This window comes from Shimazuella sp. NTD250 (genome assembly GCF_059510375.1).
This window is the reverse complement of the sequence record NZ_JCAJZS010000001.1, coordinates 153,045-178,167: the sequence shown is the minus strand read 5'-3', so window position 1 is coordinate 178,167 and position 25,123 is coordinate 153,045. Positions and strand designations below refer to the sequence as shown.

Sequence of the window (25,123 nt, the reverse complement as noted above, 5' to 3'; positions counted from 1 at the left end):
TTTTATTTTTTAGATGAAGAAAGGTTGATTGGCATGAAAGAGTATGCACATCGGGAGATTGAAACAAAGTGGCAAGCATACTGGGAAGAAAATGCGCTGCATAAAACAGATGAAGATAAAACAAAACCAACCTATTATGCATTGGAACAGTTTCCCTATCCATCAGGAGACGGGCTTCACATGGGGCATGTTCGTGTTTATTCGATAGGAGATGTGATCGCTCGTTTTCGTAAGATGAACGGTCATCGCGTGCTTCACCCAATGGGTGCGGATGCATTTGGTCTGCCAGCAGAAAATGCTGCTATTCAGCGTGGGGTCAATCCACGTGAATGGACATTAAATAACATGGAGCGGATTCGCAAAGAGCAGGCATTGTTAGGTGGTTCCTATGATTGGGATCGTTATGTAGGTACCTGCTTGCCTGATTATTATCAGTTTACCCAGTGGTTGTTCTTGCTTTTTTATGAGCGAGGATTGGCTTACCGCAAAGAGGCATCTGTCAACTGGTGCCCAAGCTGTGCGACTGTTCTTGCCAACGAGCAAGTAGAAGATGGAAAATGCTGGCGTTGTGGTTCTGAAGTGATCAAAAAAGAGTTAGAACAATGGTTTTTACGGATTACAGACTATGCAGAGCGCTTGCTAGATGGATTGGACACACTGCCAAGATGGCCTGATAAAATTAAAACAATGCAGCGAAATTGGATTGGGAAAAGCAAAGGTGCAAATGTCACTTTCTCCCTACCATCAGTGGAGGAAGAAGTAAGTGTGTTCACAACACGACCAGATACATTATATGGTGTCACTTATATGGTTTTAGCACCTGAACATCCGCTTGTTCCTCAATTGATTCAAGGAAATAAACAAGAGCAGGAGATTCTTGACTTTATCCAAATGATGCGTAAATCGACTGAACTAGAGCGGACTGCTACCGATGTTGAGAAAATTGGCTATGATACGGGTTCTAAAGCTGTCCATCCATTGACAGGGGAAGAAATTCCGATTTGGATTGCCAATTATGTCTTATTTGATTATGGAACAGGTGCAGTGATGGGGGTTCCAGCCCATGATGAACGTGATTTTGTCTTTGCGAACAAATATAATCTACCAATCAAAGTAGTTGTTCAACCAGATGGAGAGAAATTAGCAGAACACCTAGCGGAAGCATTTACAGGAGAAGGGAAGTTAGTTTCATCTAGTTCTTTTGATGGAGTAAACAACCGGGAAGCGATTACGGCAATTGCCGATCATTTGGAGCAGCAAAACAAAGGTGGAAGTGTAACCAACTATCGTCTTCGCGATTGGTTGATTTCTCGTCAACGTTATTGGGGCACACCGATTCCGATTATTTATTGTGATGATTGTGGGGTAGTTCCTGTACCAAAAGACCAACTGCCAGTAGTTCTTCCAGAAGATGTTGTCTTTGATGGAAAGAGCAACCCTTTGGCAACATCAGAGAGTTTTGTTCATACCACTTGTCCTTCATGTGGGGCAAAAGCACGCCGGGAAACCGATACGATGGATACATTTATCGACTCTTCTTGGTATTACTTCCGGTATGTAGATGCCAAAAATGAGGAAATTCCTTTTGCGAAAGATAAAGCAGATGAATGGTTACCTGTAAAAGAATATATCGGAGGAATTGAGCACGCAGTATTGCATTTGCTCTACTCTCGCTTCTTTACGAAAGTACTGCACGATGCAGGGTTAGTTTCGGTAGAAGAGCCTTTTGAAAGTTTATTGGCTCAAGGTATGGTATTACGAGATGGAGCCAAGATGTCCAAATCAAAAGGAAATGTGGTTAGTCCTCTCGAGATTATTGAAAAATACGGTGCGGATACAGCTCGTCTCTTTATCCTTTTTGCTGCTCCTCCAGAGCGTGATCTGGAATGGAGTGATGCGGGAGTAGAGGGAAGTTATCGCTTTATAAAACGTGTTTGGCGTTTGGTCCATGAAAACCAATCCTTATTCGAAAACAGAGCAAGTAGTTCGGATCTGTCTCAGGCTGCGAAAGAATTACGCCGTCTTACGCATCAAACGATACAGAAGGTGACAGTGGAGATCGGAGAGCGCAATCACTTTAATACCGCTGTTAGCGCGGTGATGGAGCTTGTCAATGGAATTTCGACTTATCCAGCGAGTGAAGACAGTGGAGTATTACGAGATGCATTAGAAAATGCAGTACTATTGCTTTCTCCATTTGTTCCGCATCTAGCAGAAGAATTGTGGCAAGTGATGGGACATCAGAAGAGCATCACGCTCGCTTCTTGGCCAACCTTTGACCCTGCGGCTCTGGTTCAAGATGAAGTGGAGATTATGGTGCAGATCAATGGGAAAAACAGAGAAAAACTAATGGTGGCTAGCCTTGCCAGTAGAGAAGAGATCGAAGCAATAGCTTTAGCAAATGAAAAGATCAAAAGTTTAATTGCAGAGAAAACCGTACGAAAAGTGATTGTAGTTCCAAAGAAACTAGTAAATGTAGTGGTAGGCTAAAGAAATAGGGCTTCTCCTTTGGGGAGAGGCCCTTTCATTTTGAAAAACTTGTTAAGAAATCATCAGGAGCAACTGCTTGAATGGGTGATTCAGTGAAGTCTTTCAGATTCCGAGTGATGATACTATCTATCTTATTTCGTTTGGCACAAGCTACCAGTAATGCGTCCTCATAATCAACCACTGGCAAGATAAGTGCACTTTTGCAGTCATTTTCTGTAACATCAAGGATTTTAAACAGACTAAAAAGGTTAAGAAGTGCTTGTTTTGCTTTCTCAGTGTCATGCAGGTGCTTACGAAGCAAATAGTAAACGTCAGTTATAGAGTTTGCAGTTATCATTGCGGTTAGCTTGTTTTCAGCGGCAAGCAGAAAAAGCTTTTCTGCTGATAAATTGTAAGGAACACGGCTAATAAGGGCATCAAGGATTACATTGGTATCAATTAATACTTTCATGTCGATTTAGTAACCTTTCTTCTTTTGCGTTTTCCAATGAGGCATCTTGAGGTAAAATCCCAAAGAGTGATTTAGCAATGGTAACTTTATCTTCATTTATATTTGTAAGTTTTGCGATGTTTTTTCCATTTTTGGTGATGATAATATCCTCGATGTTTGCAAGTTCTAGATATTTGCTGAGATTTGTCTTAAACTCAGTTGCAGAAATGATCATCAGATCGCCTCCTTTTCCTGATTTTATTATATTCATTTCGGTCGAAATTGTCGACTATAAATCGTTCGATTTTTTAGAGGTCAGAAACATTTTTTTATTTCCCTTTTATTACCCACCAAAGGAGTAAGTTGGTGTTCCTATTACATCTGTTTTCATAACAAATATCCCTCCTGCATGCGGTTCATTTGCTAAAATACTTTCTTCAAGTCCAATTCGCGCTGAAGTGATGTAGAGATTTTTTAAACTTTTACCGCCGAATACACAGGAAGTAGGTCGGGTAGCAGGGACGTTTATCTTTTCTAGCAGTTTATGTGTTTTTGGATTCCATCGTGTTAAGCTGTGACCATTCCAGACAGCGATCCACAGCATTCCTTCTTCATCTGATGTCATGCCATCAGGCATACTATTATCATCTTTGAATCTAACTGCAACTCTTGGATTGCTTATCTGTGCAGTTGCTAACTGATAATCAAATGCCATCACTTTTCTAGTTAAGGAATCAATAAAATACATGATGGAATTGTCAGGACTCCAAGTGATTCCGTTTGATATAGTCACATGGTCAAGGACTTTTTTTATGGTCCAATCGGTATCGAGTACATATAATGCTCCCGCTTGTGGAGTGTAGTCATGGCTCATCGTACCAGCCCAAAAACGTCCTGCTGCATCACATTTTCCATCGTTAAATCGATTGTTTGGTTTATCTAATTCCACTGTACCTATTAATGTCAGTTTCTTTGTTTCGAAGTCAAAGGTATAGAAACCATGTTGCAATGCCATGACAACTCCACCAGATTTCCTTGGCACTACAGCACTTATATACTGCCCAGTGTTAAAAACGGTATGTTCTTTCGTATATGGATGATAGGCATGTAACTTAAACCTTGTTATATCTACCCAATATAAAATATTTTTATGGGCATCCCAACTTGGCCCTTCACCCAGTTCAGCTTTAGCGTCTAAAACCAATTTTACGGTATGGATATTACTCCCTCCTATCTTAAAAGTATATTTATGTAGGTAATCGTTGATCATGAAGGGTTAACAAAAAAAGAAAAATGCCACAGCAATGTAAGGTTGCAGGTGGCATTTTGTTGTTTTTATGTTATGCAGCAGTAGTAGCATATTTTATTTCTTCCTCTAGCAGCTCCCTAAAATAAGCAGTATGTTCCTCATTCCAACCAAAGTAGTTTCTCATATACTCCAAGACAGGTTTTTTCCATTTTTTCACCCAGTCAATATGGAAAAACATCGCACCTGTTCGACGAGCAAAGAAATCCACAGGGTTTAGCACCATTTCTTTCTCTAAACCGTAAACCAAGGAAGCATAAACAGCAGGAGGCAAGTTGTTTTTTGCAGCTTCTTGCTGCTTTTCGGTTATAATTGCATAAACTTCATCTACATTGCTGCCATAAAGTTTTGCCAATCGATCTGCTTCAGCAGCTTCTAAACCGATGGTGATACCTTGTTTATTCTTTTCTTTTAGGAAAGAAGAAAGGTTTTTCGATCCTCCTACATTTCCACCAGATAAGATGATATGTTTGGTTTTACTTGGTTTATTGACTGCTAAATTTTTGGCTACGATATCTACTACACGTTCTGCCATCTTCCGATATCCTGTCAATTTTCCACCCGCAATGGTAATGAGTCCGGATTTGGAATGGAAGATTTCATCATGGCGGGAAATTTCCGATGGCGCTTTTCCTTCTTCATGAATAAGCGGACGAACCCCAGCCCAACTGGATTCGATATCGTCTTCTGTCAACTGTAGGGAAGGAAACATATGGTTTGCTGCTGCGATCAAGTATTGCTGGTCTTCATGGGTAGTTCTTGGATGAACCAAATCAGCGTGATAATCTGTATCGGTCGTGCCGATATACGTTTTTCCATCACGTGGAATAGCAAATACCATTCGTTTATCTGGTGTATCAAAATAAATCGATTGATGAAGTGGGAATCTGGATTGATCCATTACTAAATGGACTCCTTTTGTCCAGTGGAGAGTTTTCCCTTGTTTGGAGCCATCTTTCTCCCGTAGGTCATCTACCCATGGACCAGTAGCGTTTACAATTTGTTTGGAAAAAACTTTGATTTGTTCTCCAGTCAAGACATCTTCCGCTATAACACCTGTTATTTTTCTATTTTCATAAATGAAATCTACTACTTTGACGTAGTTGAAAGCGAGTGCGCCGTATTCAACGGCCTTTTTTAACACTTCTATGGTGAGTCGAGCGTCGTCTGTACGGTATTCTACATAATATCCAGAGCCTTTTAAACCTTCTTTGCGAAGCAGAGGCTCTTTATTTAAAGTTTCCTCTCGATTGAGTATTTTTCGTCTTTCTATTTTCTTAACACCTGCTAAATAATCGTAAAGGCGAATACCGAATGAAGTAGCGAGTTGGCCAAATGTACCACCTTTTACAATTGGCAGCAGCATCCATTCTGGAGTTGTGACATGAGGCGCATTTTCATATACGATGGCTCTTTCTTTCCCAACTTCAGCAACGATGGATATTTCTAGTTGTTTCAAATAACGAAGTCCACCATGGACTAATTTTGTGGATCGGCTGGAAGTACCTGCTGCAAAATCTTGCATCTCGATTACCGCAGTTTGAAGTCCTCTACTCTGGGCATCTAAAGCGATACCTGCGCCAGTGATTCCTCCTCCAATGACCAACACATCTATTTCTGTTTCAGTTAGCTTAGTGAGAGATGTTGTTCGGTTCATTTCTATTCCTCCTTGGGAAGTAAAAAAGGAAAGACCACAATCCCAACACTTTTTAAGTAGTTGGGATATGCGGCCTTCTCCTCGTCTCCGGTCAATTAACTTGTTATTTAAAAACACGTGTTGCTTCTACTGCTTTTATCCATCCATCATAGTGCATTTTTCGGTTTTTGTCATCCATTCGAGGATTAAAGGTTTGATTGATATCCCAATTTTCCGCGATCTCCTGTTTATCTTGCCAGAAGCCAACAGCTAGTCCTGCCAAGTATGCAGCTCCTAGTGCAGTTGTTTCTAAGACAACAGGTTTTTCAACTGGTACATCTAACATATCACTTTGAAATTGCATGAGGAAGTTATTAGAGGTTGCTCCTCCATCTACACGTAGTTTTTTCAGTTGGATACCCGAATCGGATTCCATCGAAGAGAAAACATCTTTTGTTTGATAAGCCAGTGATTCAATGGTTGCTCGTGTCAGATGTGCTTTGGTAGTACCTCGGGTGATACCAAATACAGAACCTCTCGCTTCACTATCCCAATATGGTGTACCAAGGCCGACAAATGCAGGAACAACATATACACCGTCTGTGGAATCAACGCTTGTAGCCAAGCCTTCGGAATCCGCTGCGGTCTGAATAATACCTAGACCATCTCGAAGCCATTGGATAGCAGAACCTGCTACAAAAATACTTCCTTCTAAAGCATATTCGACTTTACCATTGACACCCCAAGCTATAGTGGTGAGCAATCCATTTTGGGAACGTACTGCTTCTTCTCCTGTATTCATGAGCAGGAAGCATCCGGTTCCATATGTGTTCTTAGCCATCCCAGGTTCAAAACAAGCTTGACCAAAGAGTGCAGCTTGTTGGTCACCTGCCATTCCAGAGATTGGAACCTCTTCTCCAAAGAACAGGTTTGGAGATGAAACCGTGTACACCTCAGAAGAGGAACGAACCTCAGGGAGCATCGATTTTGGGACAGTCAGTATTTCCAGCAGTTCTTCATCCCATTTTAAATCGTAGATGTTGTACATCAAGGTACGAGACGCATTGGTATAATCGGTTACATGGGTTTTGCCGCCTGATAATTTCCATACGAGCCAAGAATCGATAGTACCAAAAAGCAAGTCCCCATTTTCCGCTTTCTGGCGAGCTCCTTCTACATGATCGAGAATCCATTTGACTTTTGTACCAGAGAAGTAGGCATCGATCAATAGCCCTGTTTTATTTCGAACGGTTTCTTCATGACCATTTGCTTTTAATTCTTCGCATATATCTGCTGTTTGTCTCGATTGCCAGACAATCGCATTATAAACAGGGATACCGGTGTTTTTATCCCAAACAACGGTTGTTTCACGCTGGTTGGTAATGCCAATTGCAGCTACTTCACTTGCAGATACAGGATATTTTGCTAATACTTCAGAGATAACGCTTTGGACAGAACCCCAGATCTCCATGGCATCATGCTCTACCCAGCCAGCTTTTGGGAAGATTTGGGTGAATTCTTTTTGTGCTACACCAACGATTTGACCTTGTTTGTTAAAAAGAATTGCTCTTGAGCTCGTCGTTCCTTGATCGATGGATAGAATGTATTTTTTACTCATTTTATGACTCCTCCATTTTCGTGTTATTACTTATATGTTAAAACAATCCCATATAGAGTACAGCTGCTAGGATTGCACCAATAACGGGTCCAATAACAGGAATCCAAGCATATCCCCAATCAGAAGAACCTTTTCCTGCGATTGGTAAGATTGCATGAGCAATACGTGGACCTAGATCCCTAGCTGGGTTAATCGCATACCCGGTTGTTCCTCCGAGAGACATCCCAATTGCAACAATTAAGAAGGCAACCGCGATAGTTTGTACACCATCAGCAAATACTAGTCCTTTTGCTCCAAATGCTAGTAATACGAATACGAGAAGTGCAGTACCTATGATTTCACTTAATAAGTTAGCAAATGAACTGCGAATAGCTGGTCCAGTTGAAAAAACAGCTAGTTTAAGTTCAGCATCATTTGTTTCTTTCCAATGAGGCAGATAATGCAACCAAACAACAACTGCACCGAGGAAAGCCCCGATCATTTGAGCCAGTATCATAGGAAATACTTGAGCCCAAGCTAATTTACCTGCAATGGCAAACCCTATTGTCAGAGCGGGGTTTAGATAAGCTCCACTTATATGCCCGACGACATAGGCAGCGATCATTACAGCAAAACCCCAACCAAATGTGATGACAATCCAACCAGCATCTTTTGCTTTTGATTTACTTAAGAGTACACCAGCGACAACACCATCACCTAAAATAATTAAAATCATTGTTCCGATAAGTTCTGCCATAAAAGTGGACATACATGAAACCTCCTTTAAATTGAGTGATAGAGAAAGAGATAGGAGATAGGCAAATAAAAAATCACAAAAATTCCCTCCCAATAAAAGGGGATTTTTGTGATTCTCCTCATCTCATCACATGGATTAACTTTTTAAAAATTGATGTAAACGTTTACAATTAGAATAATATCCTATCGAAACGAAGAAGGCAAGCTTTTTTTAGCTTTCCCATATTTTGCGATCAGAAGAAGTAACAGCGACTGCGCCAGAGTCTAAAGCCAATTGAACTTCTTGATGAGTTCGGATTAATCCACCAGCTAAGAGCGGGATTTTTGTTCTCGATGCTACTTCTTGAATGACACGAGGCATGATTCCAGGTAATACTTCAATGTAATCAGGTTGAAAGCTGTCTAAAAGTCGATAGCTTGTCTCTAAAGCATGAGAATCTAATAGAAATAATCGCTGAATGGCAATAAGTGATTTTTTCTTCGCTACTTTTACAACCGGAGTTCGTGTTGAGATCAAACCTGCTGGTTTGATGGTTTGGCATAAAAATTGCGCTGCATACTCATCACTTCGTAAGCCTTGAATCAAATCAGCATGTAAGAGTACTTTTTTCTGATTTCGGTTAGCAAGGGAAATCAGACTCTCTAATTGACCGATATGAGTATCCAGAAGCACGATATATTTGTAGTGAGAACGCAACATTTTTTCATATTGTTTGATGTTTTTGGCTGCGGGTAATATTTTTTGATTTGCAAAATGTGTCATCGTATCTCCTCGGACTTTCTCATTTGATAAGTCAAGCATTTAAATGAGATTGTAACACGATTTAGGCTGAAATTCATATGATGGAGAAACAGGTGTAACAGAAGGTGATAGTCGTGCAGATACAGGCTAAAACAGACCTTGAAGCTTATCAAGTAAAACAGTTAGTGGAATCCCATTATGGGTATCACGTTTATGAAATAAGGAAAGTGAGAGCCGTTTATAAATTGAAAACGGATCAGGGAATTGTTGCTTTTAAGAATGCAAAAAAAATGAAGGATATCGATTTCGTTGACTCTGTTATCCAGCATCTCCATTTTTACGGATTTTCCCACGTGCCGACTTTAAGAAAAACAAGAACCAATAAATTGCTTTTACACTATCATGATGGTGATTATGTTGTAGAACAGTGGCTTCCTTCGGATGTGCAAGAGGTAAGTCCGTATAAACGAGATTGGCTTTATGCAGCAGGGGAGAAACTGGCTCAATTTCATGAAGCTGCTGCCAATTACCCCAGTAATCAAATTCCTAAAAAACGCATTCGTCAAGCGTGGGGAGAATGGTTTCATCGGAAGTACAAAAAAGTAACAGAACGGAGCCAATGGACAAACTCACATACTGATAGTTGGCTTTTAGCAAGGATGAAACAAGCAAAAGATAATCTCCTTAAGTATCCCAATATTACTTCGCTTTTATGCCACGGGAGTTTGCATCAAGAAAACATAATGATGGATGCTGATTCAGAAGTATGGCTCATCGATTTTGAGAGACTTACTTATGATTCCATCGGAAAAGATTTGGCTCAAGTTTTGATGTATCATTTCCGGTTCCATCCATGGAATCGAGAAGATGTAGATCAATTTTTAGCTGGTTATCAATCCGTATCTGTACTTAGTCAATCCGATTTGATTCATTTTTGTACGCGCAATTTAGTACCTGAGCGCATGATCTATGCTTATTTAGATGGAAATCCTGTATTAGAAGACCAAGAGAAAGAATGGGCAAAAGAGTCCGTATTGAGAGAGATAGTACCAGACTATTGGAAATAAAAGACGATACAAGTTTATCGCAACCATGTATCGTCATTCCGATTATAATATTAAAGGATTTGTTTGATTTCTTCAATCTGTAGAAAAATTCCTTTTTCTACGTCAAATGTCGGCTTATAACCAAGGATGCTCCTAGCTTTGGAAATGTCTGCCCAAGTATGTTTTGGATCGCCTGCTTGGGCTGGAAGAAAGTTTCTAATAGCTTTTTTTTCGGTTTGTTCTTCCATCAGTTGGATTGCTTCATTTACAGTGAGATGAGAGATGCCGCCAATATTAAACACTTCTCCGGTAACAGAAGAGTGGGCAGCTAAGAGATTTGCCGTAACCGCATCTTCCACAAAGGTAAAATCTCGAGATTGCTGACCATCGCCGTATATCGGGATGGGTTCCTCGCGTAAAATACGACTGATCATACGATGAAAAGCCATATCAGGTCTTTGTCTCGGGCCAAATACGGTAAAGTATCGCAATGAATTAACTGGAACTCCAAAGTTTTTGTGGTAGAGCTCACAAAGCTGTTCGGCTGAAAGTTTTGTTACTCCATATGGAGAAATGGGGTGTGGGATATGATCTTCGGCAGTAGGCCCATTCATTCCACCATATACAGAAGAAGAAGAGGAATATACCATTTTCTTTATGGATGTTCGTTCCTTTATCGCTTCTAAAAGGCGTTGGGTGGTCAGAATGTTGTTATCGACATATTCCCGAAAATCAGCTCCCCAACTGGTTCTAACCCCTGGCAAGGCAGCGAGATGATAGATGGTGTCTACACGATCTAAAATAAGATTAAAATCAGCAGTGAGAAGATCTTGTTCGAGAAAACGAAACCTTGGTTGATGTATGAGCCAACGAAGATTTCGTTCTTTTACTTTTCGATCGTAATTAGAGGTAAAGCAATCTATTCCGATTACTTCCAGTTCATCTTGTATTAGTCGTTCAGTTAAAGTAGATCCAATAAAACCAGCACATCCAGTAACTAGTATTTTTGACATGGAACTCCTCTACTTTTCTTATTTTTTCTTTTCCCAAACAGACAAAATATCTTTTGCTACCCGTTCAAATCCGTAATTTTGGACTGCTAATCTTTTTCCTGTGACACCCATGTGTTTCCTCATTGTTTCGCTCGATAAAATGGTGGAGATGGCGCTGGTAAATTCCTCAGGATTTTCTGGATTTTGTACAATTATTCCATTTTCTCTGCTCTGAATTATTTCTGCATTTCCACCTCGAGCAGTAGTGACAATAGGTAATCCAGCAGCCATTGCTTCATAGTGCACTCTTGCTAAAGGTTCTTGCCAGAGGGAAGTACAGACAAAAACGTCTCCAGCCCAAAACCATTTGTGGACTTGTTGAGGATCGACAAACCCTGTTGTAATGACAGGAACAGGACAACGATTGGCAAGTGCGTGAACATAAGCCACATAGTCGCTTATACCTTCATCGCTGTACCATTTGCTTCCGACCAATACAAGTGCAATGTTCGAGTGCTTTTTCTTCAAAGATTGCATGGCGAGTACTAGTCTATCTACTCCTTTTTTGGCAGTTAATCTACCGACAAACAAAATTACTTTTTTGCCTTGCAGATTATGCTGACGACGAAGCATATCACGTTCTTTTTTTCGTTCTGCTTCAGAGCTAGGGATATAACGTTTGATATCCACTCCTGAATAGATGGTTTTCAACTTCGGTTGTGCTTGGGGATATTGTTTTGCTATCGTTTGACCAACGTAGCTACTTACAGTCACGATCTTTTCCAGTGAACCAATTGCTGCTACCGCGGTTGATGGATCGATCTTTTCTAGTAAGAACATATCATTATGCATACTCAGGATAAGCCTAGCATTAGGGGCTACTGAACGAATGGGTGGAATGAACTTCGGTCGATTGAACACGTGAATTAAATTATATTTGCTCGCGTTATTTTTAAGATAGGCCACAACATGTTGGATATAGACATCGGGAAGTTTTCCTGGAACTCGCACATAATCTATTCCAGCCAATGTTTGTCTATTTGGCAGGCTAGGGTCATCTACACTTAAAATCGTAAGTTTATGCCGCTTACTAAGCAGTGGAGATACACCATCGATATAGGTTTGGATCGCTCCTCCTCGAACAGGAGGAACTGGTAATTTTTCTGTACAGATCATCAAGATATTCATTCATTACACACTCCTTTTCCTAGGTGAAGAATTAACAAATTTCTTCCTTCTTCCAGCTAAGTTTTTAGGAGTGCTTCTTCTTCGTTTTTTCAACTTTCTATCCGTTAAATATTTCTTTCTCGCAGGAGTACCATAAATCGGTTTTTTAGGAGAACGAATGGGAGTATATTTTCTTTTTTCTTTTCGAAGTGGTATTTTTTTTGGATTTTTTGTAAGTTTTCTTTTCTTGTACTTCCGTGGAAGTGTTTTCTTGTACTTTTGAGGAAGTGTCTTTTTTGGTCTTCTTGGTATCGTTTTCTTGTATTTCTTCTGATTCTTTTGAGGTCGCTTTTTCGTAACTTTGTCCTTTACTTCTTCCGGTATGGTTTGCTTCGATTTTTCCGAATCTTTATCGATGTTTTCTTTCCGATTTTCTTCTTGGTATTTTTCTTCTTTAAATGGTTGCCGTTTGAGTTTTTTCCATAGTTCTTCTGACATGCCATAGTCTTTTCTCGCATATTCTTCTTGGTACTTTTTCTTGAACGCTTCCTCCCAGTTTTTTGAAATGTATTTCCCGCCTACTTTCCAGTCCTTGCTAAGCTGCTGTAAAGCGGCCCATTTTGTGGCATCTTGGCTCTCAATATTGCTCAACAGTGTCAATAATTGCTCATTCATCGCAGTATCAGGGTTGAAAATAATTTCTTTCACATGTTTATAAAACTCGTTTGGCAGCATCATGTCTGTGTGAAACACTTCAAATAACTGGGGACTGATTGGATTTGATTGATTATAGGCTTGAATCATGCCATTCATCCAATTGACATCCCATGCTCCTTTATCCTCCATGGAACTGGTGACCAATTTTCGCAAGTCTCGAATAGGTAAATCAAACGAAACTCCGTCCAAATCGATTATCCATACACCTTTCGGTCCAATTTGGCCGTTGGAGAAACCATAATCTTGGTGAGCGAGTCCCCAATATTTTTCTCCTTTTGCGATAAGGTCGTAATAAGAAGAATTGTTTAATATTTCTAAGGCTTTGATGGCCTGTTGCTGATATTTATCTACCATTTTAAGTAAGGTTTTACTTGCAGGTGTTTCAGAATAAGCCCGGGCTAATTCTCGGAACCAGCCAATTTTGGTTATTACTTTTTCATATTGCTTGGGGTAGTTATGCAGTCTGCTTGAAAATTTTGCACCAAATGGAGGATGGTAGCCTTTGGAATGATGGTGAAATTCTCCTAGTCCATAACATAGTTTCGCAAAGCCGTCGATGGATGTTTGATTTGCTGGTGTGAGATCGATCCAGTCGGTAACGATCCATAGTTTTCCACCAGCTTCGACGCAGTTGTCTCCAGATTTGCTTCGGATTAGTTTGGGCACTCGTGCTCCTTGATTTACGACGTATTCTTGTGCTCCAACACTAAATAGACTCCTTTCTGGTGTGCGATGCAGAACTTTTAAACTCCGTGCGCCTTTATCAGTATCGATTCGCCAAATGGCACCGCCTTTATCTGGTTTGGAGGTAATCATTAGCATATTTTTGACTTTCATATCATAGTAAGTGGTTACTTTTTTTGCTAGTTCCGTAAGTTCAGCTGGTACGTCTTCGAAATCTTGTTCCGCAGTGCCCCAAGGCTGAATGATATACTCGCTCATTCATAGCCCTCCTACTTAAAATCTTCATTTCTCACAAAATATGTTTATAGATTCTAATGGGAAGGGCACCTATCTGTTTCTATGAAAAATAGGTATTTCGTTTAAGAATTAAATAAAATAATGGATCATTCGATAGACACCAAACATATATTAAGAATCACTAAAGAAAAAAGTAAGATGGAGAGGCGATGTCATGAACGTTGCAGTGATTGGCATGGGCTATGTTGGAGCTACTATGAGTGTGGCTTTGGGTCTAGAAGGACATCATGTTTTAGGGATAGAAATAGATGCAAAAAAGATTGAGTCTTTCCGATCAGGAAAACTTCCTATTTATGAAGCAGGAATGGAAGAAAACTTACGTGTTTTACTAGAAAGGAATCAAATTACATTTTCCAATCAAATTTCGGATATAGATCAATGTGATGTGGTGATGGTTGCAGTCGGTACTCCTTCAGCAGACGATGGCAAGGCTGATCTAACCTATGTAAAAACAGTAGCCAGTCAAATCGGAGAACAGATAAAAAAACCACAGATGATTGTCATCAAGAGTACAGTGCCTGTTGGCACAGGGGAAATGGTCAGAAAAATTATTGAGCAAAGTCAACATAAAAGGGGAGCAGTGATTCCATTTGAAGTCATATCCAACCCCGAATTTTTACGTGAGGGAAAAGCTCTTCAAGATGCTCGAAACCCCGAAAGGGTGATAATTGGATGTGAAACAACAACAGCAAAGAAGGTGATGACAGAACTGTATCAGTCTGTTGCAGAGAAGCTTTATTTTACTTCCGTTAAAAATAGTGAAATGATCAAGTATGCGTCAAATGCTTTTTTAGCAACGAAAATTTCCTTCGTTAATGAGTTGGCTCGTCTAACAGAAAAAGTAGGAGCAAATATAAAAGAAGTGACAAGAGGAATGGGGATGGATAGTCGAATTGGGGAGCAGTTTTTGCATGCTGGTATCGGGTACGGAGGTTCTTGTTTCCCAAAGGATACAGCAGCACTGTTGTCCATGAGTCGAGAAACAGGGGTTAACCTTACTTTGTTACAAGCTGTAAAAGATATAAATAACAGTCAAGTTATGTGGTTCTTAAATAAAGTCGAAACAGTGTTGGGAAAATTAGAAAGCAAAAAAATCGCTGTATTAGGGCTTACCTTTAAACCAAATACAGATGATATTCGTGAAGCACCATCGATCCGAATACTTCAGTATTTGTTGCAAAATAATGCAGAATTGTCAGCCTTTGATCCCAAAGGAATGAGAGCTATGCAAAGATTATTTCCACAAGTATCCTATTGCAGGGACCCATTTGAAGCAATTACGCAAACGGATGCAGTTATAGTGGCGACTGAGTGGCCTGAAATAGTGGAGTTAGAATGGGAAAAGGCAGCACATTTGGTGGCGAAACCGCTTCTGTTCGATGGCAGAAATGCTTTATCACCAAAGGATATGGTTCATTGGGAGTATTATGGTGTCGGAGTTTCTTTATCATGAAAGGTGTCATATTATGTGCAGGTAAAGGTACTCGAATGCAGCCCTTTTCGTTGACTATTCCTAAAACGATGTTACCTGTTGTGAACCGTCCACTAGTAGCGTATTGCTTAGAAAAATTTTATCAAGCAGGCATTGAAGAGATTGCTGTGGTTGTCCATTCAGAACAACATATGCTGATAGAATATTTGAATAAGTTACCTGCAAAACCAGTCATTTGTTATCAAAAAGAACAACTTGGAATCGCACATGCGCTCAAGTTGGTGGAGTCATTTGTCGGAACTGATTCTTTTATACTCCTTTTGGGAGATAACTTGATAAAAGAACCGATGGAGACATTAATCCATGCCTTTGAAGGAAATCATGGTTCGATTCTTCTGTCTGAAGTGGAAAACCCTAGCGATTATGGAGTTGCTGAGATTGTTGATGATCGAGCTGTCAATATAGTGGAAAAGCCGATTGATCCGAAAAGTAATCTTGCTGTGATTGGGATGTATCATTTTTCTCCAGTGATTTTTAAAGCTATTCGTTCCATTGATCCATCGCCTCGTGGTGAATATGAAATTACCGATGCGATTCAGTGGTTGATTCATCAAGGTTATTCCATTTCATACTCGATTACAAAAGAAAACTATACTGATGTAGGGACAATTGATCGATGGTTAGCGGCAAATAAATGGATGTTGTTCGATATGATGTCTAAAAATATACGTATAGGCAAAAATACAAAGCTAGAAAACTGTGTCCTTAGCGGTCCTATTGTGATAGGAGATAACTGTATATTAACCAATGCGACAATTGGGCCATATGCAACGATTGGAGATAATGCGACCATAGAAAACTGTAGTATTTCTCAAAGTATTTGTCTTGATCATGCAGTTATTCAAGATTTAACAAGACCTGTTATGGACAGTGTAATAGGACAGTATGCTAGATTATTAGGGAATCATCCCAAAGAAGAGCAAGCCGTTCGATTAGTTTTGGGCGATCATTCTAGAATGTCCATTGCGGAGTAGATTACCCATCTCTCATCATAGATGGGTATTTTTTACGGAAAAGCGGACATACTGACGCCAAACAAGTAGGAGGGAATAAAGTGGAACAGCAGAAGCCAGATATATTACTCCATGCAGAAGGTGCTGATAAAGAACGGGATGAACGACTAGCAGAGAAGGGTACGCCTTTAGGTGAAGCAGTAGAGGCAAATAAAGAGAAAAAGATACAAGGAAAGAACTCTCCAGCTACATAGGTGGAATTTTGAGTAGTGAGTCACCAGCGATAGAAGATCTTCTATCGCTTTTAATATTTTTTTGGGATAAACTTCCTACCAAAAAGGAAGTTGAAGGACATAATGCGAATTGGTAAAGGAGTCATGTATGGAGGTTTTTGGTATGAGTCCATTTACTTGGTCCCCGAGAGAAAAGAAATTAGCAATAGCGCTTGTTGCTATCTTAGTATTTGCGATTGGTGCTCTACTTTGGAATCAAGATGATATTTCGTTGCAAGGAACATCATTGCCTGTATATCCACAGCAGCAGCCTAAAGATAAAATGGTGGAACCAAAGAAACAAACACCAATTGCTACCATTGATGTGAAAGGTGCTGTGAAAAAGCCGGGTATTTATAAACTCACTATGCCAGTGAGGCTTTATCAAGTTATAGAAGTGGCGGGTGGTACATCTGATGTTGCTGATGTAAATCGCATTAACTTGGCGAAAATTATCGCAGATGGATCTATGATTTACATTCCAAAGAAAGGGGAAGAAGTTCCGAAGGAGGCTTCTGCCATCCAAAACAAAGAAGAAAATAAAATTAACCTGAATACAGCTACTTTAACAGAGTTAGAGGAGTTGGAGGGTTTAGGACCGACAAAAGCAAAGGCAATTATTCAATATCGAGGAGAACATGGGGGATTTCGATCGGTCGATGAGTTGTTGCAAGTTTCTGGTATTGGAGAACGAACATTAGAGCGGATTAAAGAAAAAATATTTGTAAGCTAAATGCATAGTCGGGGAGTTGCGAAAACTCCCCTATTTCTATTTGATAGGTGATGTTAGTTTCCTAAAGGCTCATAAATTTCTATCAAATTTCCTTGGGGGTCTCTAAAATGAGCTGTTTTTAACCCCCAATTTTTTCTAATCGTCGGTCTGGTATTAAACGATACTCCTTTTGCTTGTAAATCTTGGTAGGTTTTATCTACATTCTCTACTTCGAAAATAAGAGCAAATGCATCCAGGTTTCGATTATCGAGAGGAAAATCATCAGCACCTACCGTTTCTGCCATAAGCTCACGTTTGAATAAAGCTATTTTTGAAACACCAGTGTCAAATTCAGCATAAGCGTCTGTTTCATTTCCCCATAGCACTTTGAATCCTAACGTGTCTCGATAAAAGAAAAAACATTCCTGGAATTTGGTTACACATAAACGAATATTATGCAGTTTCACAGAATAACTACCTTCCTTTCAATGGAAAAGGGATTCAATCCGAAAGAAATCCCTAATAAATTAATTTTTCTCTTTTATACAAAAAACACCTTCATTGACCAGAAGGTGTTTTCCTATGCGCTATTTGATTTAGGATAAGACTTTTTTCACCAAATTGATAGCTTGATCCAATTCTTCTTTGGTAATGGTCAATGGTGGAGCAAAACGGATTGTGTTGTCATGTGTTTCTTTACAGAGAAGGCCTTCATTCATCAATTGTTCACAGTGAGGACGGGCTTTTTCATGCAGCTCCATGCCGACAAATAATCCTTTTCCACGAACTTCTTTGATAATCGGATTGCTTATTTTTCTTAGTTCCTCGATAAAATATGCTCCCAGCTCACGAGAACGTCTAGGTAATTCATCTTCTTCTAACACATCCAAAGCAGCAATGGAAACGGCACAAGCAAGCGGATTTCCACCAAATGTAGATCCATGTGAACCAGGTTCAAAGACGCCTAAAATTTCTCGGTCTGCGGCAACTGCTGAAATAGGTATCACTCCGCCTCCTAATGCTTTCCCCATAATGTACATATCAGGTTTTACATCTTCCCAATCGCAGGCAAATAATTGACCAGTCCGTCCAAATCCAGTTTGGATTTCATCCGCGACAAACAGAACATTATTTTTCTTACAGATATCATATGCAGCTTTTAAGAATCCTTCTGGAGGGATAATAATTCCAGCTTCTCCTTGAATCGGTTCTAAAATAAATGCAGCAGTGTTTGGAGTAATCGCGTTTTGAAGTGCTTCCACATCTCCATAAGGAATCACTTTAAAACCTGGCGTAAGCGGTCCAAAACCGCGTTGATAATCAGGGTTTGAGGACATGGAAACAGTAGTGATCGTTCTGCCATGGAAGTTATCTTCGCAGACGATGATTTCAGCTTGATCAGCTGCTACTTTTTTAACATCATATGCCCATCGTCGAACGGTTTTGATCGCTGTTTCTACCGCTTCTGCACCTGTATTCATCGGTAGAACCATTTCTTTACCAGTGATTTGAGCTACTTTTTCATAGAAAGGACCTAGTTGTTCACTATGAAATGCACGTGAAGTAAGTGTGATTTTATCTGCTTGTTCCTTTAAAGCTTGAATTAATCGAGGGTGGCGGTGTCCATGATTGAGTGCGGAGTAGGCACTAAGCATATCCATATAGCGGTTTCCATCCGCATCGGTTACCCATACTCCTTCGCCTTCTACTAAAACAATGGGTAAAGGATGATAGTTTTTTGCACCATATTTATTTGTTAAATCAATGATTGTTCCATTATTTGACATAATTATTCCTCCTGAAAAATATTTTGCAATTCTATTGTAACGGAAACGTTTTCAAAAATGCAAAGAATTGTTTAGTTAATCATTAACGTGCATATATCGTTTTCTTTTTATGTATCGGTATTGATTTGATTGAAATATTAAAATGTGGTGTTGGATGAACATGCATGGCTGATAGGGAATTTTTTTGAAGGATGGCAGATCTTTAAGTTTTACTTTTTGAATTTATATCTTAGATTATTGATTTGGTGTATCATATTTTTGGAATCTATATCTGACGGAAGGATAGGGTTATATATGACAATTAAATCCGATAGATGGATACGCAAAATGGCAATCGAACAAAAGATGATCGAACCATTTGTAGAGCGGAATGTGGGGAAAGGAGAATTTGTTAGTTTTGGTTTATCGAGTTATGGCTATGATTTACGTGTTTCCGATGAATACAAAATTTTTCATAACGCATTAAATCCGATTATTGATCCGAAAGAAATCGATGAAAAATCTTTTATCGATTATAAAGGTGAGGTGTGCATCATTCCACCAAACTCTTTTGCATTGGCGAGATCAGTAGAATATTTTCGTATACCTGAAAATGTACTGGCAGTTTGTGTTGGCAAGTCGACTTATGCTAGGTGTGGAATTATAACCAATGTTACTCCGTTTGAGCCAGGCTGGGAGGGACATGTGACATTGGAGATATCCAATACTACACCATTGCCAGCGAAAATTTATTCGCATGAAGGTTTATGCCAAGTTCTATTCCTCGAGAGCGATGAGGCATGTGAGGTTTCTTACAAGGACAAAGCTGGGAAGTATCAACATCAACAGGGGATTACATTGCCAAAAGTATAGGAATATACGTTTGACTAAATTTGGAAAATATGATAAATTCGCTCTAGTTTAGAAGTAGGGGAGCGAACAGATTGTATCGACCATTTGTGAGCATTACTAGTGGTTGGATTGTTGGTGTGTGGCTAGCAAATCAAATTCATATCGATACATATTGGATTATCGCGGTAATTATCGCTTTAAGCGGGTGTCTCTTTTATGGTAAATACATGAAGGGGGGACCCGTTATTTTATGTTTAATAGGCATTTCTTTTGGTGCTGCTTACTTTGATTTTTACAATGAAGGGAATGTTTCTGCATTTTCAAAACCATTACATACTTATGGAGTGGGAAAGATTGCTTCTCTTCCGAATATCGATGGAGATAGCATCCGATTTGACGTTCAGATCAGATATTTTCGAGATGGTGAAAAACTTAAGCAGGTACCAGAGGAACTCATTCGAGTAAATACGAAAGCAAATAGTCTTGACCAACTTTCCATCGTTAAAAGTTGGTATACAAGTTGCAGCATTCAGCTTCCTCTCCAGCTGGAAAGGCCGTCACCAGCACGAAATCCAGGAGGATTTGATTATGCGGGGTATTTGCATCACTATGGTATTCATTGGCAGACATATGTACCATCTCTCACTCAGATTCAAGTTATTGCCTGTTCCAATACGATAGGTTCTCAAGTCGAAAAGTTACGCCAATTCCTTCATGATCAAATTGCTGAGTTATATCCAGCAAAGTATGCTGGACTACTACAAGCAATGCTTATCGGTGAACAACATATGCTCGATTCTACTACACAAGAGATATTTTCCACACTTGGTCTGGTGCATGTGTTGTCCATTTCGGGACTGCATGTTTCCATCTTGGTAGCCAGTTTGTATTTTTGCTTGATTGCCTGTGGGATAACGAGAGAAAAAGCAGCACTTTTGATCCTCGGTTTTCTTCCGGTTTATGCGATGTTGACGGGAGGGAGTGCACCTGTTATTCGATCTGTAATCATGGCGATGATGATGCTGCTTGCAGTCATCTTACGGAGAACAGCTGATGCTGTTTCCTTTTTGGCATTAGCTCTTTTGTTTCAACTTATCTGGAATCCTTATCAGCTCTGGGAACCGGGATTTCAGCTCAGTTTTTTGGTTACGCTCGGTTTAGTGGTCTATGTAGAACCTCTTTCTCACCATATTCCGGTTCCTTGGCATCGATTTCGTCAAGCTTTGTCTGTGCTGGTCGTATCCCAAATCGTCTCTTTCCCAGTTGTAGCGGCATATTTTTATCAGTATGCTTGGCTGTCTGCTCCTGTCAATTTGATATTTGTACCAGTATATAGTGTTATTGTTCTGCCGTTATCAAGTCTATCTGTCTTGATAAATCTTATTTCTAGCAGTTGGGGAGCGATATTAGCTGGCATAACTTCTTGGGTATTAGGTGTAATGGATCACGTCTTACGATGGATTTCTGGACTTCCGTACATGACATACTCACTTTCTCCTCCGACACTATGGTGGATTCTTTGTTATTTTTTTATCTTTTGGTTCCTTTACGTCACCATAGTGACGGATCGGTTGTTTATTCAACGCCTCCGGTATGTCATGATCTCTGCACTTGTTGTGTTAGCAGGAATCCTTCTATTTGCTGGGAATCTTTCAACTACACGAATTACGATGATAGATGTGGGGCAAGGAGATGCTACGCTGATCGAAACTTCAGGCGGAAAAGTTATCTTGATAGATGGTGGAGGTATCCTTCCACGCAGACAGCAGGCATGGCAGAAACAGACGAGTACTTTTGAGGTCGGTAGAGATGTGGTTGTACCTTATTTGCGATATCGAGGAATTAACCATATAGATACGATTGTGATGACTCATGGAGATGGAGATCATATTCGAGGATTAGAGGCGGTGGTTCGGCGTTTTTCGATCGGACAGGTGCTTCATAATGCAGCTGTACCAGCTGATTCTTTTGAAAAAAAACTATTGACGCTTATGAGACAGAAACAGATTCCGATAAAATTGGTTGTCTCAGGTAACAGTTGGCAAATCGAACAAGGGGTACAAGCGAAGATTTTGCATCCTTCATCCGTTGTTTCATCAGCGAATATCAACAATGGATCGATCGTTATGTTACTATCAATATATAATACAAATATACTTTTCACAGGAGATATGGAGGAGCCTGCGGAAAAGGAGGTCCTTGCAAAGTTTCAGTTGCCGAGGGTACATATATTAAAAGTAGCTCATCACGGGAGTAAAACATCAACAAAATACGCATGGATTTCAAACATAGATCCAGATCAAGCACTCATATCAGTCGGCTTACACAATCGTTATGGTCATCCAAAGCCAGAAGTACTTTCACGTTTGCACCAGTTTGGTGCACAGATATGGCGAACGGATTATCAAGGCGCTATTTTGGTTCATATCAATCCTAGAGGATACCGGATAGAAAGCATGAAGAAAGGTGATGATCATTTCGATGATAGATAAACTTCCTCCTGTATCTCTGTACTATGGACTAGAATCATTTTTAATGGAAGAAGCATGCAATCAGCTTCGCGGTCAAGTTCCAGAAGAAGAAAGAGATTGGAATTTACTTGTAATGGATCTAGACGATACTCCTTTGGAACAAGTGATACAAGAAGCAGAAACTCCTTCTTTTTTTGGAGGAAGACGGCTCATTTTAGCTAAAAATGCAACTTTTTTTACAACTGCTAAACCAAAAAGAGAGCAAAATCACAATTTAGATGCATGGCTCCATTATTTAAGCAGACCAAGTGAAAGTAGTGCAATTGTCTTTACCGTAGTGAACGATAAATTAGACAAACGCAAAAAAGTAGTTAAACAAATGGAGAAGGTAGCATCTGTTACCAAATTTGATGAATTAAAAGGACAAGTATTGCTCAAATGGGTAATGGATCGATTTCGAGCTCTGCAAGTAAAGATCAAACGTGAGGTATGTATTTCTTTCATACAGGTAGTCGGTAGTGATTTACGTCTCATCAATCAAGAATGTGAGAAGCTAAGTCTCTTTGTAGGCCCCAAAGGTATCATCACGCGAGAAATCATTGATGAATTGATCCCGCGTACGCTTGAAAATAATGTTTTTCAATTGACGGAGAAACTAGCAGAAAAGAAAATCACTGAAGTTTGGCAAATATGGGAAGATCTGCTCACGCAAAAAGAGGAGCCGATTCGAATTTTAGCATTGATGACTAGGCAATTTCGCTTGTTATATCAGGCGAAAGTGCTGACGGCTAGGGGGATGGGTGCTAGTGAAATCGCAAAAATGTTAGGAGTTCATCCGTATCCTGTGAAATTAGCAATTTCTCATTCTTCATCTTTTACCTTGGAACAATTGAAAAAATATTTGTCATTAACCATCGCAGCTGATCAAGATATCAAATCTGGTAAAATAGAGAAAGTATTAGCAGTAGAACAAATCTTTTTAGCGATACATGGAATTACTGCTTAAAGAAAGGTGTCAAATATGGAACAAGCAAAGCAGAAAGATCTTCGAAAAAAACAATTAATCTATACCAATCTGATCTTTTTTCTCTATGCCATTATTGCCTACAGTGTCATTTTTACAGGTGCTACTGGATTAGTAGTCTATCTTGTTTTAGCGGCTATATTTCTCATCTCTCCTATCGGTTTTTTTCTCTTTCGAACATCTGGGCCTCTTTTATTATTGTTTCCAGGTATGAAAGAGTTGCAAGTATATGAAAAAGAAAAATTAAAAGATGCATGGTTCTCGTATTATTTTACAAATGCTATCTTGCAAGTAGCAGCTACGATTTTTTTTATTGTCCAAGCATCTATACGTAACCCTAAAATCGCTTTTATCGAAGGAATTCCACCTTGGATTATTTTTGCCATTTCGGTTATCTTGCTATGGATAGGAAATGGTAATCAATTGTTTCATGCAAAAAGAATGGATGAAAAGACTTATGAACAGTTAAAAAGTTATGCAGATGACCGTCGTACCTTTGCTATGGTATTTGCTATTGTTGCGCTCGTTATGACGGGTATTGCCATCTTAGCTGTTTCTATCATGTCCCGGAAATTTATTTAAGTCTAATGCTGGTATCGTTATTGATATCAGCATTTTTTGATAGAATGGAAGTTAGCACTTAACATTAGTGCTAACAGAATCCATGGAGGGGAAATGCGAATTCTCTCGCGTCGTCGTCGCAAGCCCGTAAAGCTGAAGAAGACGTCTCGCAACCGCAGGAGCTTCTGGAAGTTCACCGGAGATATGATCGAGGACTACTTGTTCTGGATGAGTGACTCTGAATGGATGTCTCTCATCCGTGGAATTGGCTTGCTACTCAGCCTTCCGTTCCGAGCACTGGGTGCTATCGCCAAGTGGTTCGAAGAACTCTGATCCGTTGGGGCGACCTCGAAGTCTGGGTTCAACAGGAGTTTGGTCATGTATGTGACCAAACTCCGCCCAATTAAAGTAATGTATGTATCGTATGTGTTTGCAGAAACTAATAGGCAGTCTAAGTTTTTAAATAAATGTAGGAGATGAACCATGAAAATAGCGATAATCGGAGCTACTGGAAAAGCGGGACGAAACATCTTAAAAGAAGCGATAGACAGAGGGCATCAAGTAACAGCTATTGTAAGAAATGCAACCAAACTGGATTATTCAGGAGATGTCATCGAGAAAGATATTTTTCAGCTTACTCATGAAGATCTGCAACCATTTGATGTAGTGGTCAACGCATTTGGAGCACCTGCTGGAAAAGAACATCTCCATGTAGAAGCAGGAAATGTATTGATAGAGGCATTACAAGACAACTCCCACACGAGATTGATAGTAGTTGGCGGTGCTGGAAGTTTGTATGTGGATGAATCTAGAACAATGAGACTAATTGATACACCTGACTTTCCAGAAGCATTTTTACCGACAGCAAAAAATCAAGGAGAAAATCTCGCTATCTTGGAACAGACCAAAGGACTCAATTGGACTTTTGTCAGTCCATCGGCAATTTTTGCTCTTGGGAAAAGAACAGGGAAATATACCATTGGTTCTGATGTATTATTAATCAACGAAAAAGGAAAAAGTTACGTGAGTTATGAGAATTTCGCAGTTGCCATTCTTGATGAAATAGAAAATCCAAAACATAAAAATCAACGTTTTACTGTAGGATCTGAAGAATAAGAAAAACCGATTGTAGGTGATAAAGCCTGCAATCGGTTTTTCTG

Annotated in this window: 24 protein-coding genes; 12 read left to right on the top strand and 12 right to left on the bottom strand. The window is 39.7% G+C overall.

Annotated elements, in window-relative coordinates; genetic code table 11:
• The first annotated feature begins 33 nt into the window (after positions 1–33).
• On the top strand, positions 34–2,490 hold the full coding sequence (gene leuS / locus AC5WOF_RS00950) for a leucine--tRNA ligase (RefSeq protein WP_496048081.1): 2,457 nt from the start codon (positions 34–36) through the stop codon (positions 2,488–2,490).
• A 34-nt stretch (positions 2,491–2,524) separates the two neighbouring features.
• On the opposite strand, the gene AC5WOF_RS00945 is transcribed toward leuS, so the two are convergent.
• From AC5WOF_RS00945 to AC5WOF_RS00915, 7 genes are all read right to left on the bottom strand, one after another.
• Positions 2,525–2,941, bottom strand: a complete 417-nt coding sequence (locus AC5WOF_RS00945; protein WP_496048080.1) for a PIN domain-containing protein — start codon at positions 2,939–2,941, stop codon at positions 2,525–2,527.
• Positions 2,925–3,155, bottom strand: a complete 231-nt coding sequence (locus AC5WOF_RS00940) for a type II toxin-antitoxin system Phd/YefM family antitoxin (RefSeq protein ID WP_496048079.1) — start codon at positions 3,153–3,155, stop codon at positions 2,925–2,927. Before AC5WOF_RS00940 ends, AC5WOF_RS00945 begins: the two co-directional genes overlap by 17 nt.
• A 108-nt stretch (positions 3,156–3,263) precedes the next feature.
• The gene (locus tag AC5WOF_RS00935; protein ID WP_496048078.1) at positions 3,264–4,190 is read right to left on the bottom strand and encodes an SMP-30/gluconolactonase/LRE family protein; all 927 of its coding nucleotides are present in this window, start codon (positions 4,188–4,190) and stop codon (positions 3,264–3,266) included.
• A 70-nt stretch (positions 4,191–4,260) separates the two neighbouring features.
• Complete coding sequence (locus tag AC5WOF_RS00930) at positions 4,261–5,883, bottom strand: glycerol-3-phosphate dehydrogenase/oxidase (RefSeq protein ID WP_496048077.1); 1,623 nt, start codon at positions 5,881–5,883, stop codon at positions 4,261–4,263.
• Between the two features lie 103 nt (positions 5,884–5,986).
• Complete coding sequence (glpK, locus tag AC5WOF_RS00925; RefSeq protein WP_496048076.1) at positions 5,987–7,480, bottom strand: glycerol kinase GlpK; 1,494 nt, start codon at positions 7,478–7,480, stop codon at positions 5,987–5,989.
• 37 nt (positions 7,481–7,517) lie between these two features.
• The gene (locus AC5WOF_RS00920; protein WP_496048075.1) at positions 7,518–8,309 is read right to left on the bottom strand and encodes an MIP/aquaporin family protein; all 792 of its coding nucleotides are present in this window, start codon (positions 8,307–8,309) and stop codon (positions 7,518–7,520) included.
• Between the two features lie 117 nt (positions 8,310–8,426).
• Positions 8,427–8,978: a glycerol-3-phosphate responsive antiterminator gene (locus tag AC5WOF_RS00915; protein WP_496048074.1), complete on the bottom strand. Its 552-nt coding sequence runs from the start codon at positions 8,976–8,978 to the stop codon at positions 8,427–8,429.
• A gap of 104 nt (positions 8,979–9,082) precedes the next feature.
• Here AC5WOF_RS00915 and AC5WOF_RS00910 point away from each other — a divergent pair, with 104 nt between their 5' ends.
• Positions 9,083–10,024, top strand: coding sequence for a phosphotransferase (locus tag AC5WOF_RS00910; RefSeq protein WP_496048073.1), 942 nt, complete (start codon positions 9,083–9,085; stop codon positions 10,022–10,024).
• A 50-nt stretch (positions 10,025–10,074) separates the two neighbouring features.
• Here the strand turns inward: AC5WOF_RS00910 and AC5WOF_RS00905 are convergent, their stop codons facing one another.
• The 3 genes from AC5WOF_RS00905 to AC5WOF_RS00895 are packed head-to-tail and all read right to left on the bottom strand — an operon-like array spanning position 10,075 to position 13,821.
• Complete coding sequence (locus tag AC5WOF_RS00905; protein WP_496048072.1) at positions 10,075–11,016, bottom strand: NAD-dependent epimerase/dehydratase family protein; 942 nt, start codon at positions 11,014–11,016, stop codon at positions 10,075–10,077.
• An 18-nt stretch (positions 11,017–11,034) separates the two neighbouring features.
• Entirely contained in the window at positions 11,035–12,183 is a 1,149-nt protein-coding gene (locus AC5WOF_RS00900) for a glycosyltransferase family 4 protein (protein ID WP_496048071.1), read from the bottom strand.
• Between the two features lie 3 nt (positions 12,184–12,186).
• Complete coding sequence (locus tag AC5WOF_RS00895; RefSeq protein ID WP_496048070.1) at positions 12,187–13,821, bottom strand: CotS family spore coat protein; 1,635 nt, start codon at positions 13,819–13,821, stop codon at positions 12,187–12,189.
• Between the two features lie 193 nt (positions 13,822–14,014).
• Here AC5WOF_RS00895 and AC5WOF_RS00890 point away from each other — a divergent pair, with 193 nt between their 5' ends.
• The 4 genes from AC5WOF_RS00890 (at position 14,015) to AC5WOF_RS00875 (ending at position 17,310) form a co-directional block, all read left to right on the top strand.
• The gene (locus tag AC5WOF_RS00890) at positions 14,015–15,313 is read left to right on the top strand and encodes a UDP-glucose dehydrogenase family protein (RefSeq protein ID WP_496048069.1); all 1,299 of its coding nucleotides are present in this window, start codon (positions 14,015–14,017) and stop codon (positions 15,311–15,313) included.
• Positions 15,310–16,326: a sugar phosphate nucleotidyltransferase gene (locus AC5WOF_RS00885; protein ID WP_496048068.1), complete on the top strand. Its 1,017-nt coding sequence runs from the start codon at positions 15,310–15,312 to the stop codon at positions 16,324–16,326. Before AC5WOF_RS00890 ends, AC5WOF_RS00885 begins: the two co-directional genes overlap by 4 nt.
• 80 nt (positions 16,327–16,406) lie before the next feature.
• The gene (locus AC5WOF_RS00880; protein WP_496048067.1) at positions 16,407–16,559 is read left to right on the top strand and encodes a hypothetical protein; all 153 of its coding nucleotides are present in this window, start codon (positions 16,407–16,409) and stop codon (positions 16,557–16,559) included.
• 142 nt (positions 16,560–16,701) lie between these two features.
• The gene (locus tag AC5WOF_RS00875; RefSeq protein ID WP_496048066.1) at positions 16,702–17,310 is read left to right on the top strand and encodes a ComEA family DNA-binding protein; all 609 of its coding nucleotides are present in this window, start codon (positions 16,702–16,704) and stop codon (positions 17,308–17,310) included.
• 53 nt (positions 17,311–17,363) lie between these two features.
• Here the strand turns inward: AC5WOF_RS00875 and AC5WOF_RS00870 are convergent, their stop codons facing one another.
• Together AC5WOF_RS00870 and AC5WOF_RS00865 are read right to left on the bottom strand one after the other, a co-directional pair.
• A complete protein-coding gene (locus AC5WOF_RS00870; protein WP_496048065.1) occupies positions 17,364–17,756 on the bottom strand; it encodes a VOC family protein in 393 nt (130 codons plus the stop codon).
• Between the two features lie 129 nt (positions 17,757–17,885).
• Positions 17,886–19,076, bottom strand: coding sequence for an ornithine--oxo-acid transaminase (locus AC5WOF_RS00865; RefSeq protein WP_496048064.1), 1,191 nt, complete (start codon positions 19,074–19,076; stop codon positions 17,886–17,888).
• Between the two features lie 294 nt (positions 19,077–19,370).
• Between AC5WOF_RS00865 and dcd the strand changes: the two genes are divergently transcribed.
• The 6 genes from dcd to AC5WOF_RS00835 all read left to right on the top strand — a co-directional run bounded on the left by dcd (position 19,371) and on the right by AC5WOF_RS00835 (position 25,079).
• On the top strand, positions 19,371–19,928 hold the full coding sequence (gene dcd / locus AC5WOF_RS00860) for a dCTP deaminase (RefSeq protein WP_496048063.1): 558 nt from the start codon (positions 19,371–19,373) through the stop codon (positions 19,926–19,928).
• A 71-nt stretch (positions 19,929–19,999) separates the two neighbouring features.
• Positions 20,000–22,399: a DNA internalization-related competence protein ComEC/Rec2 gene (locus tag AC5WOF_RS00855; RefSeq protein WP_496048062.1), complete on the top strand. Its 2,400-nt coding sequence runs from the start codon at positions 20,000–20,002 to the stop codon at positions 22,397–22,399.
• Positions 22,389–23,384 carry a DNA polymerase III subunit delta gene (gene holA / locus AC5WOF_RS00850; RefSeq protein WP_496048061.1) on the top strand — a complete coding sequence of 332 codons (996 nt, stop codon included), beginning with the start codon at positions 22,389–22,391 and terminating at the stop codon, positions 23,382–23,384. The genes AC5WOF_RS00855 and holA overlap by 11 nt, the downstream gene beginning before the upstream one ends.
• A 15-nt stretch (positions 23,385–23,399) precedes the next feature.
• The gene (locus AC5WOF_RS00845; RefSeq protein WP_496048060.1) at positions 23,400–23,984 is read left to right on the top strand and encodes a hypothetical protein; all 585 of its coding nucleotides are present in this window, start codon (positions 23,400–23,402) and stop codon (positions 23,982–23,984) included.
• 183 nt (positions 23,985–24,167) lie between these two features.
• Positions 24,168–24,296: a hypothetical protein gene (locus tag AC5WOF_RS00840; RefSeq protein ID WP_496048059.1), complete on the top strand. Its 129-nt coding sequence runs from the start codon at positions 24,168–24,170 to the stop codon at positions 24,294–24,296.
• Positions 24,297–24,446: 150 nt separating this feature from the next.
• Positions 24,447–25,079, top strand: a complete 633-nt coding sequence (locus AC5WOF_RS00835) for an NAD(P)-dependent oxidoreductase (RefSeq protein WP_496048058.1) — start codon at positions 24,447–24,449, stop codon at positions 25,077–25,079.
• Positions 25,080–25,123 lie beyond the last annotated feature (44 nt).

Bases quoted from the DNA above. Each gene is read 5' to 3' on its own strand.
- AC5WOF_RS00885 (WP_496048068.1), top strand. From the start codon at position 15,310: ATGAAAGGTGTCATATTATGTGCAGGTAAAGGTACTCGAATGCAGCCC.
- AC5WOF_RS00905 (WP_496048072.1), bottom strand. From the start codon at position 11,016: ATGTCAAAAATACTAGTTACTGGATGTGCTGGTTTTATTGGATCTACT.
- holA (WP_496048061.1), top strand. From the start codon at position 22,389: ATGATAGATAAACTTCCTCCTGTATCTCTGTACTATGGACTAGAATCA.
- dcd (WP_496048063.1), top strand. From the start codon at position 19,371: ATGACAATTAAATCCGATAGATGGATACGCAAAATGGCAATCGAACAA.
- AC5WOF_RS00935 (WP_496048078.1), bottom strand. From the start codon at position 4,190: ATGATCAACGATTACCTACATAAATATACTTTTAAGATAGGAGGGAGT.
- glpK (WP_496048076.1), bottom strand. From the start codon at position 7,480: ATGAGTAAAAAATACATTCTATCCATCGATCAAGGAACGACGAGCTCA.
- AC5WOF_RS00940 (WP_496048079.1), bottom strand. From the start codon at position 3,155: ATGATCATTTCTGCAACTGAGTTTAAGACAAATCTCAGCAAATATCTA.
- AC5WOF_RS00900 (WP_496048071.1), bottom strand. From the start codon at position 12,183: ATGAATATCTTGATGATCTGTACAGAAAAATTACCAGTTCCTCCTGTT.
- AC5WOF_RS00895 (WP_496048070.1), bottom strand. From the start codon at position 13,821: ATGAGCGAGTATATCATTCAGCCTTGGGGCACTGCGGAACAAGATTTC.
- AC5WOF_RS00945 (WP_496048080.1), bottom strand. From the start codon at position 2,941: ATGAAAGTATTAATTGATACCAATGTAATCCTTGATGCCCTTATTAGC.
- AC5WOF_RS00890 (WP_496048069.1), top strand. From the start codon at position 14,015: ATGAACGTTGCAGTGATTGGCATGGGCTATGTTGGAGCTACTATGAGT.
- AC5WOF_RS00875 (WP_496048066.1), top strand. From the start codon at position 16,702: ATGAGTCCATTTACTTGGTCCCCGAGAGAAAAGAAATTAGCAATAGCG.
- AC5WOF_RS00930 (WP_496048077.1), bottom strand. From the start codon at position 5,883: ATGAACCGAACAACATCTCTCACTAAGCTAACTGAAACAGAAATAGAT.
- AC5WOF_RS00845 (WP_496048060.1), top strand. From the start codon at position 23,400: ATGGAACAAGCAAAGCAGAAAGATCTTCGAAAAAAACAATTAATCTAT.
- AC5WOF_RS00915 (WP_496048074.1), bottom strand. From the start codon at position 8,978: ATGACACATTTTGCAAATCAAAAAATATTACCCGCAGCCAAAAACATC.
- AC5WOF_RS00865 (WP_496048064.1), bottom strand. From the start codon at position 19,076: ATGTCAAATAATGGAACAATCATTGATTTAACAAATAAATATGGTGCA.
- AC5WOF_RS00835 (WP_496048058.1), top strand. From the start codon at position 24,447: ATGAAAATAGCGATAATCGGAGCTACTGGAAAAGCGGGACGAAACATC.
- leuS (WP_496048081.1), top strand. From the start codon at position 34: ATGAAAGAGTATGCACATCGGGAGATTGAAACAAAGTGGCAAGCATAC.
- AC5WOF_RS00840 (WP_496048059.1), top strand. From the start codon at position 24,168: ATGATCGAGGACTACTTGTTCTGGATGAGTGACTCTGAATGGATGTCT.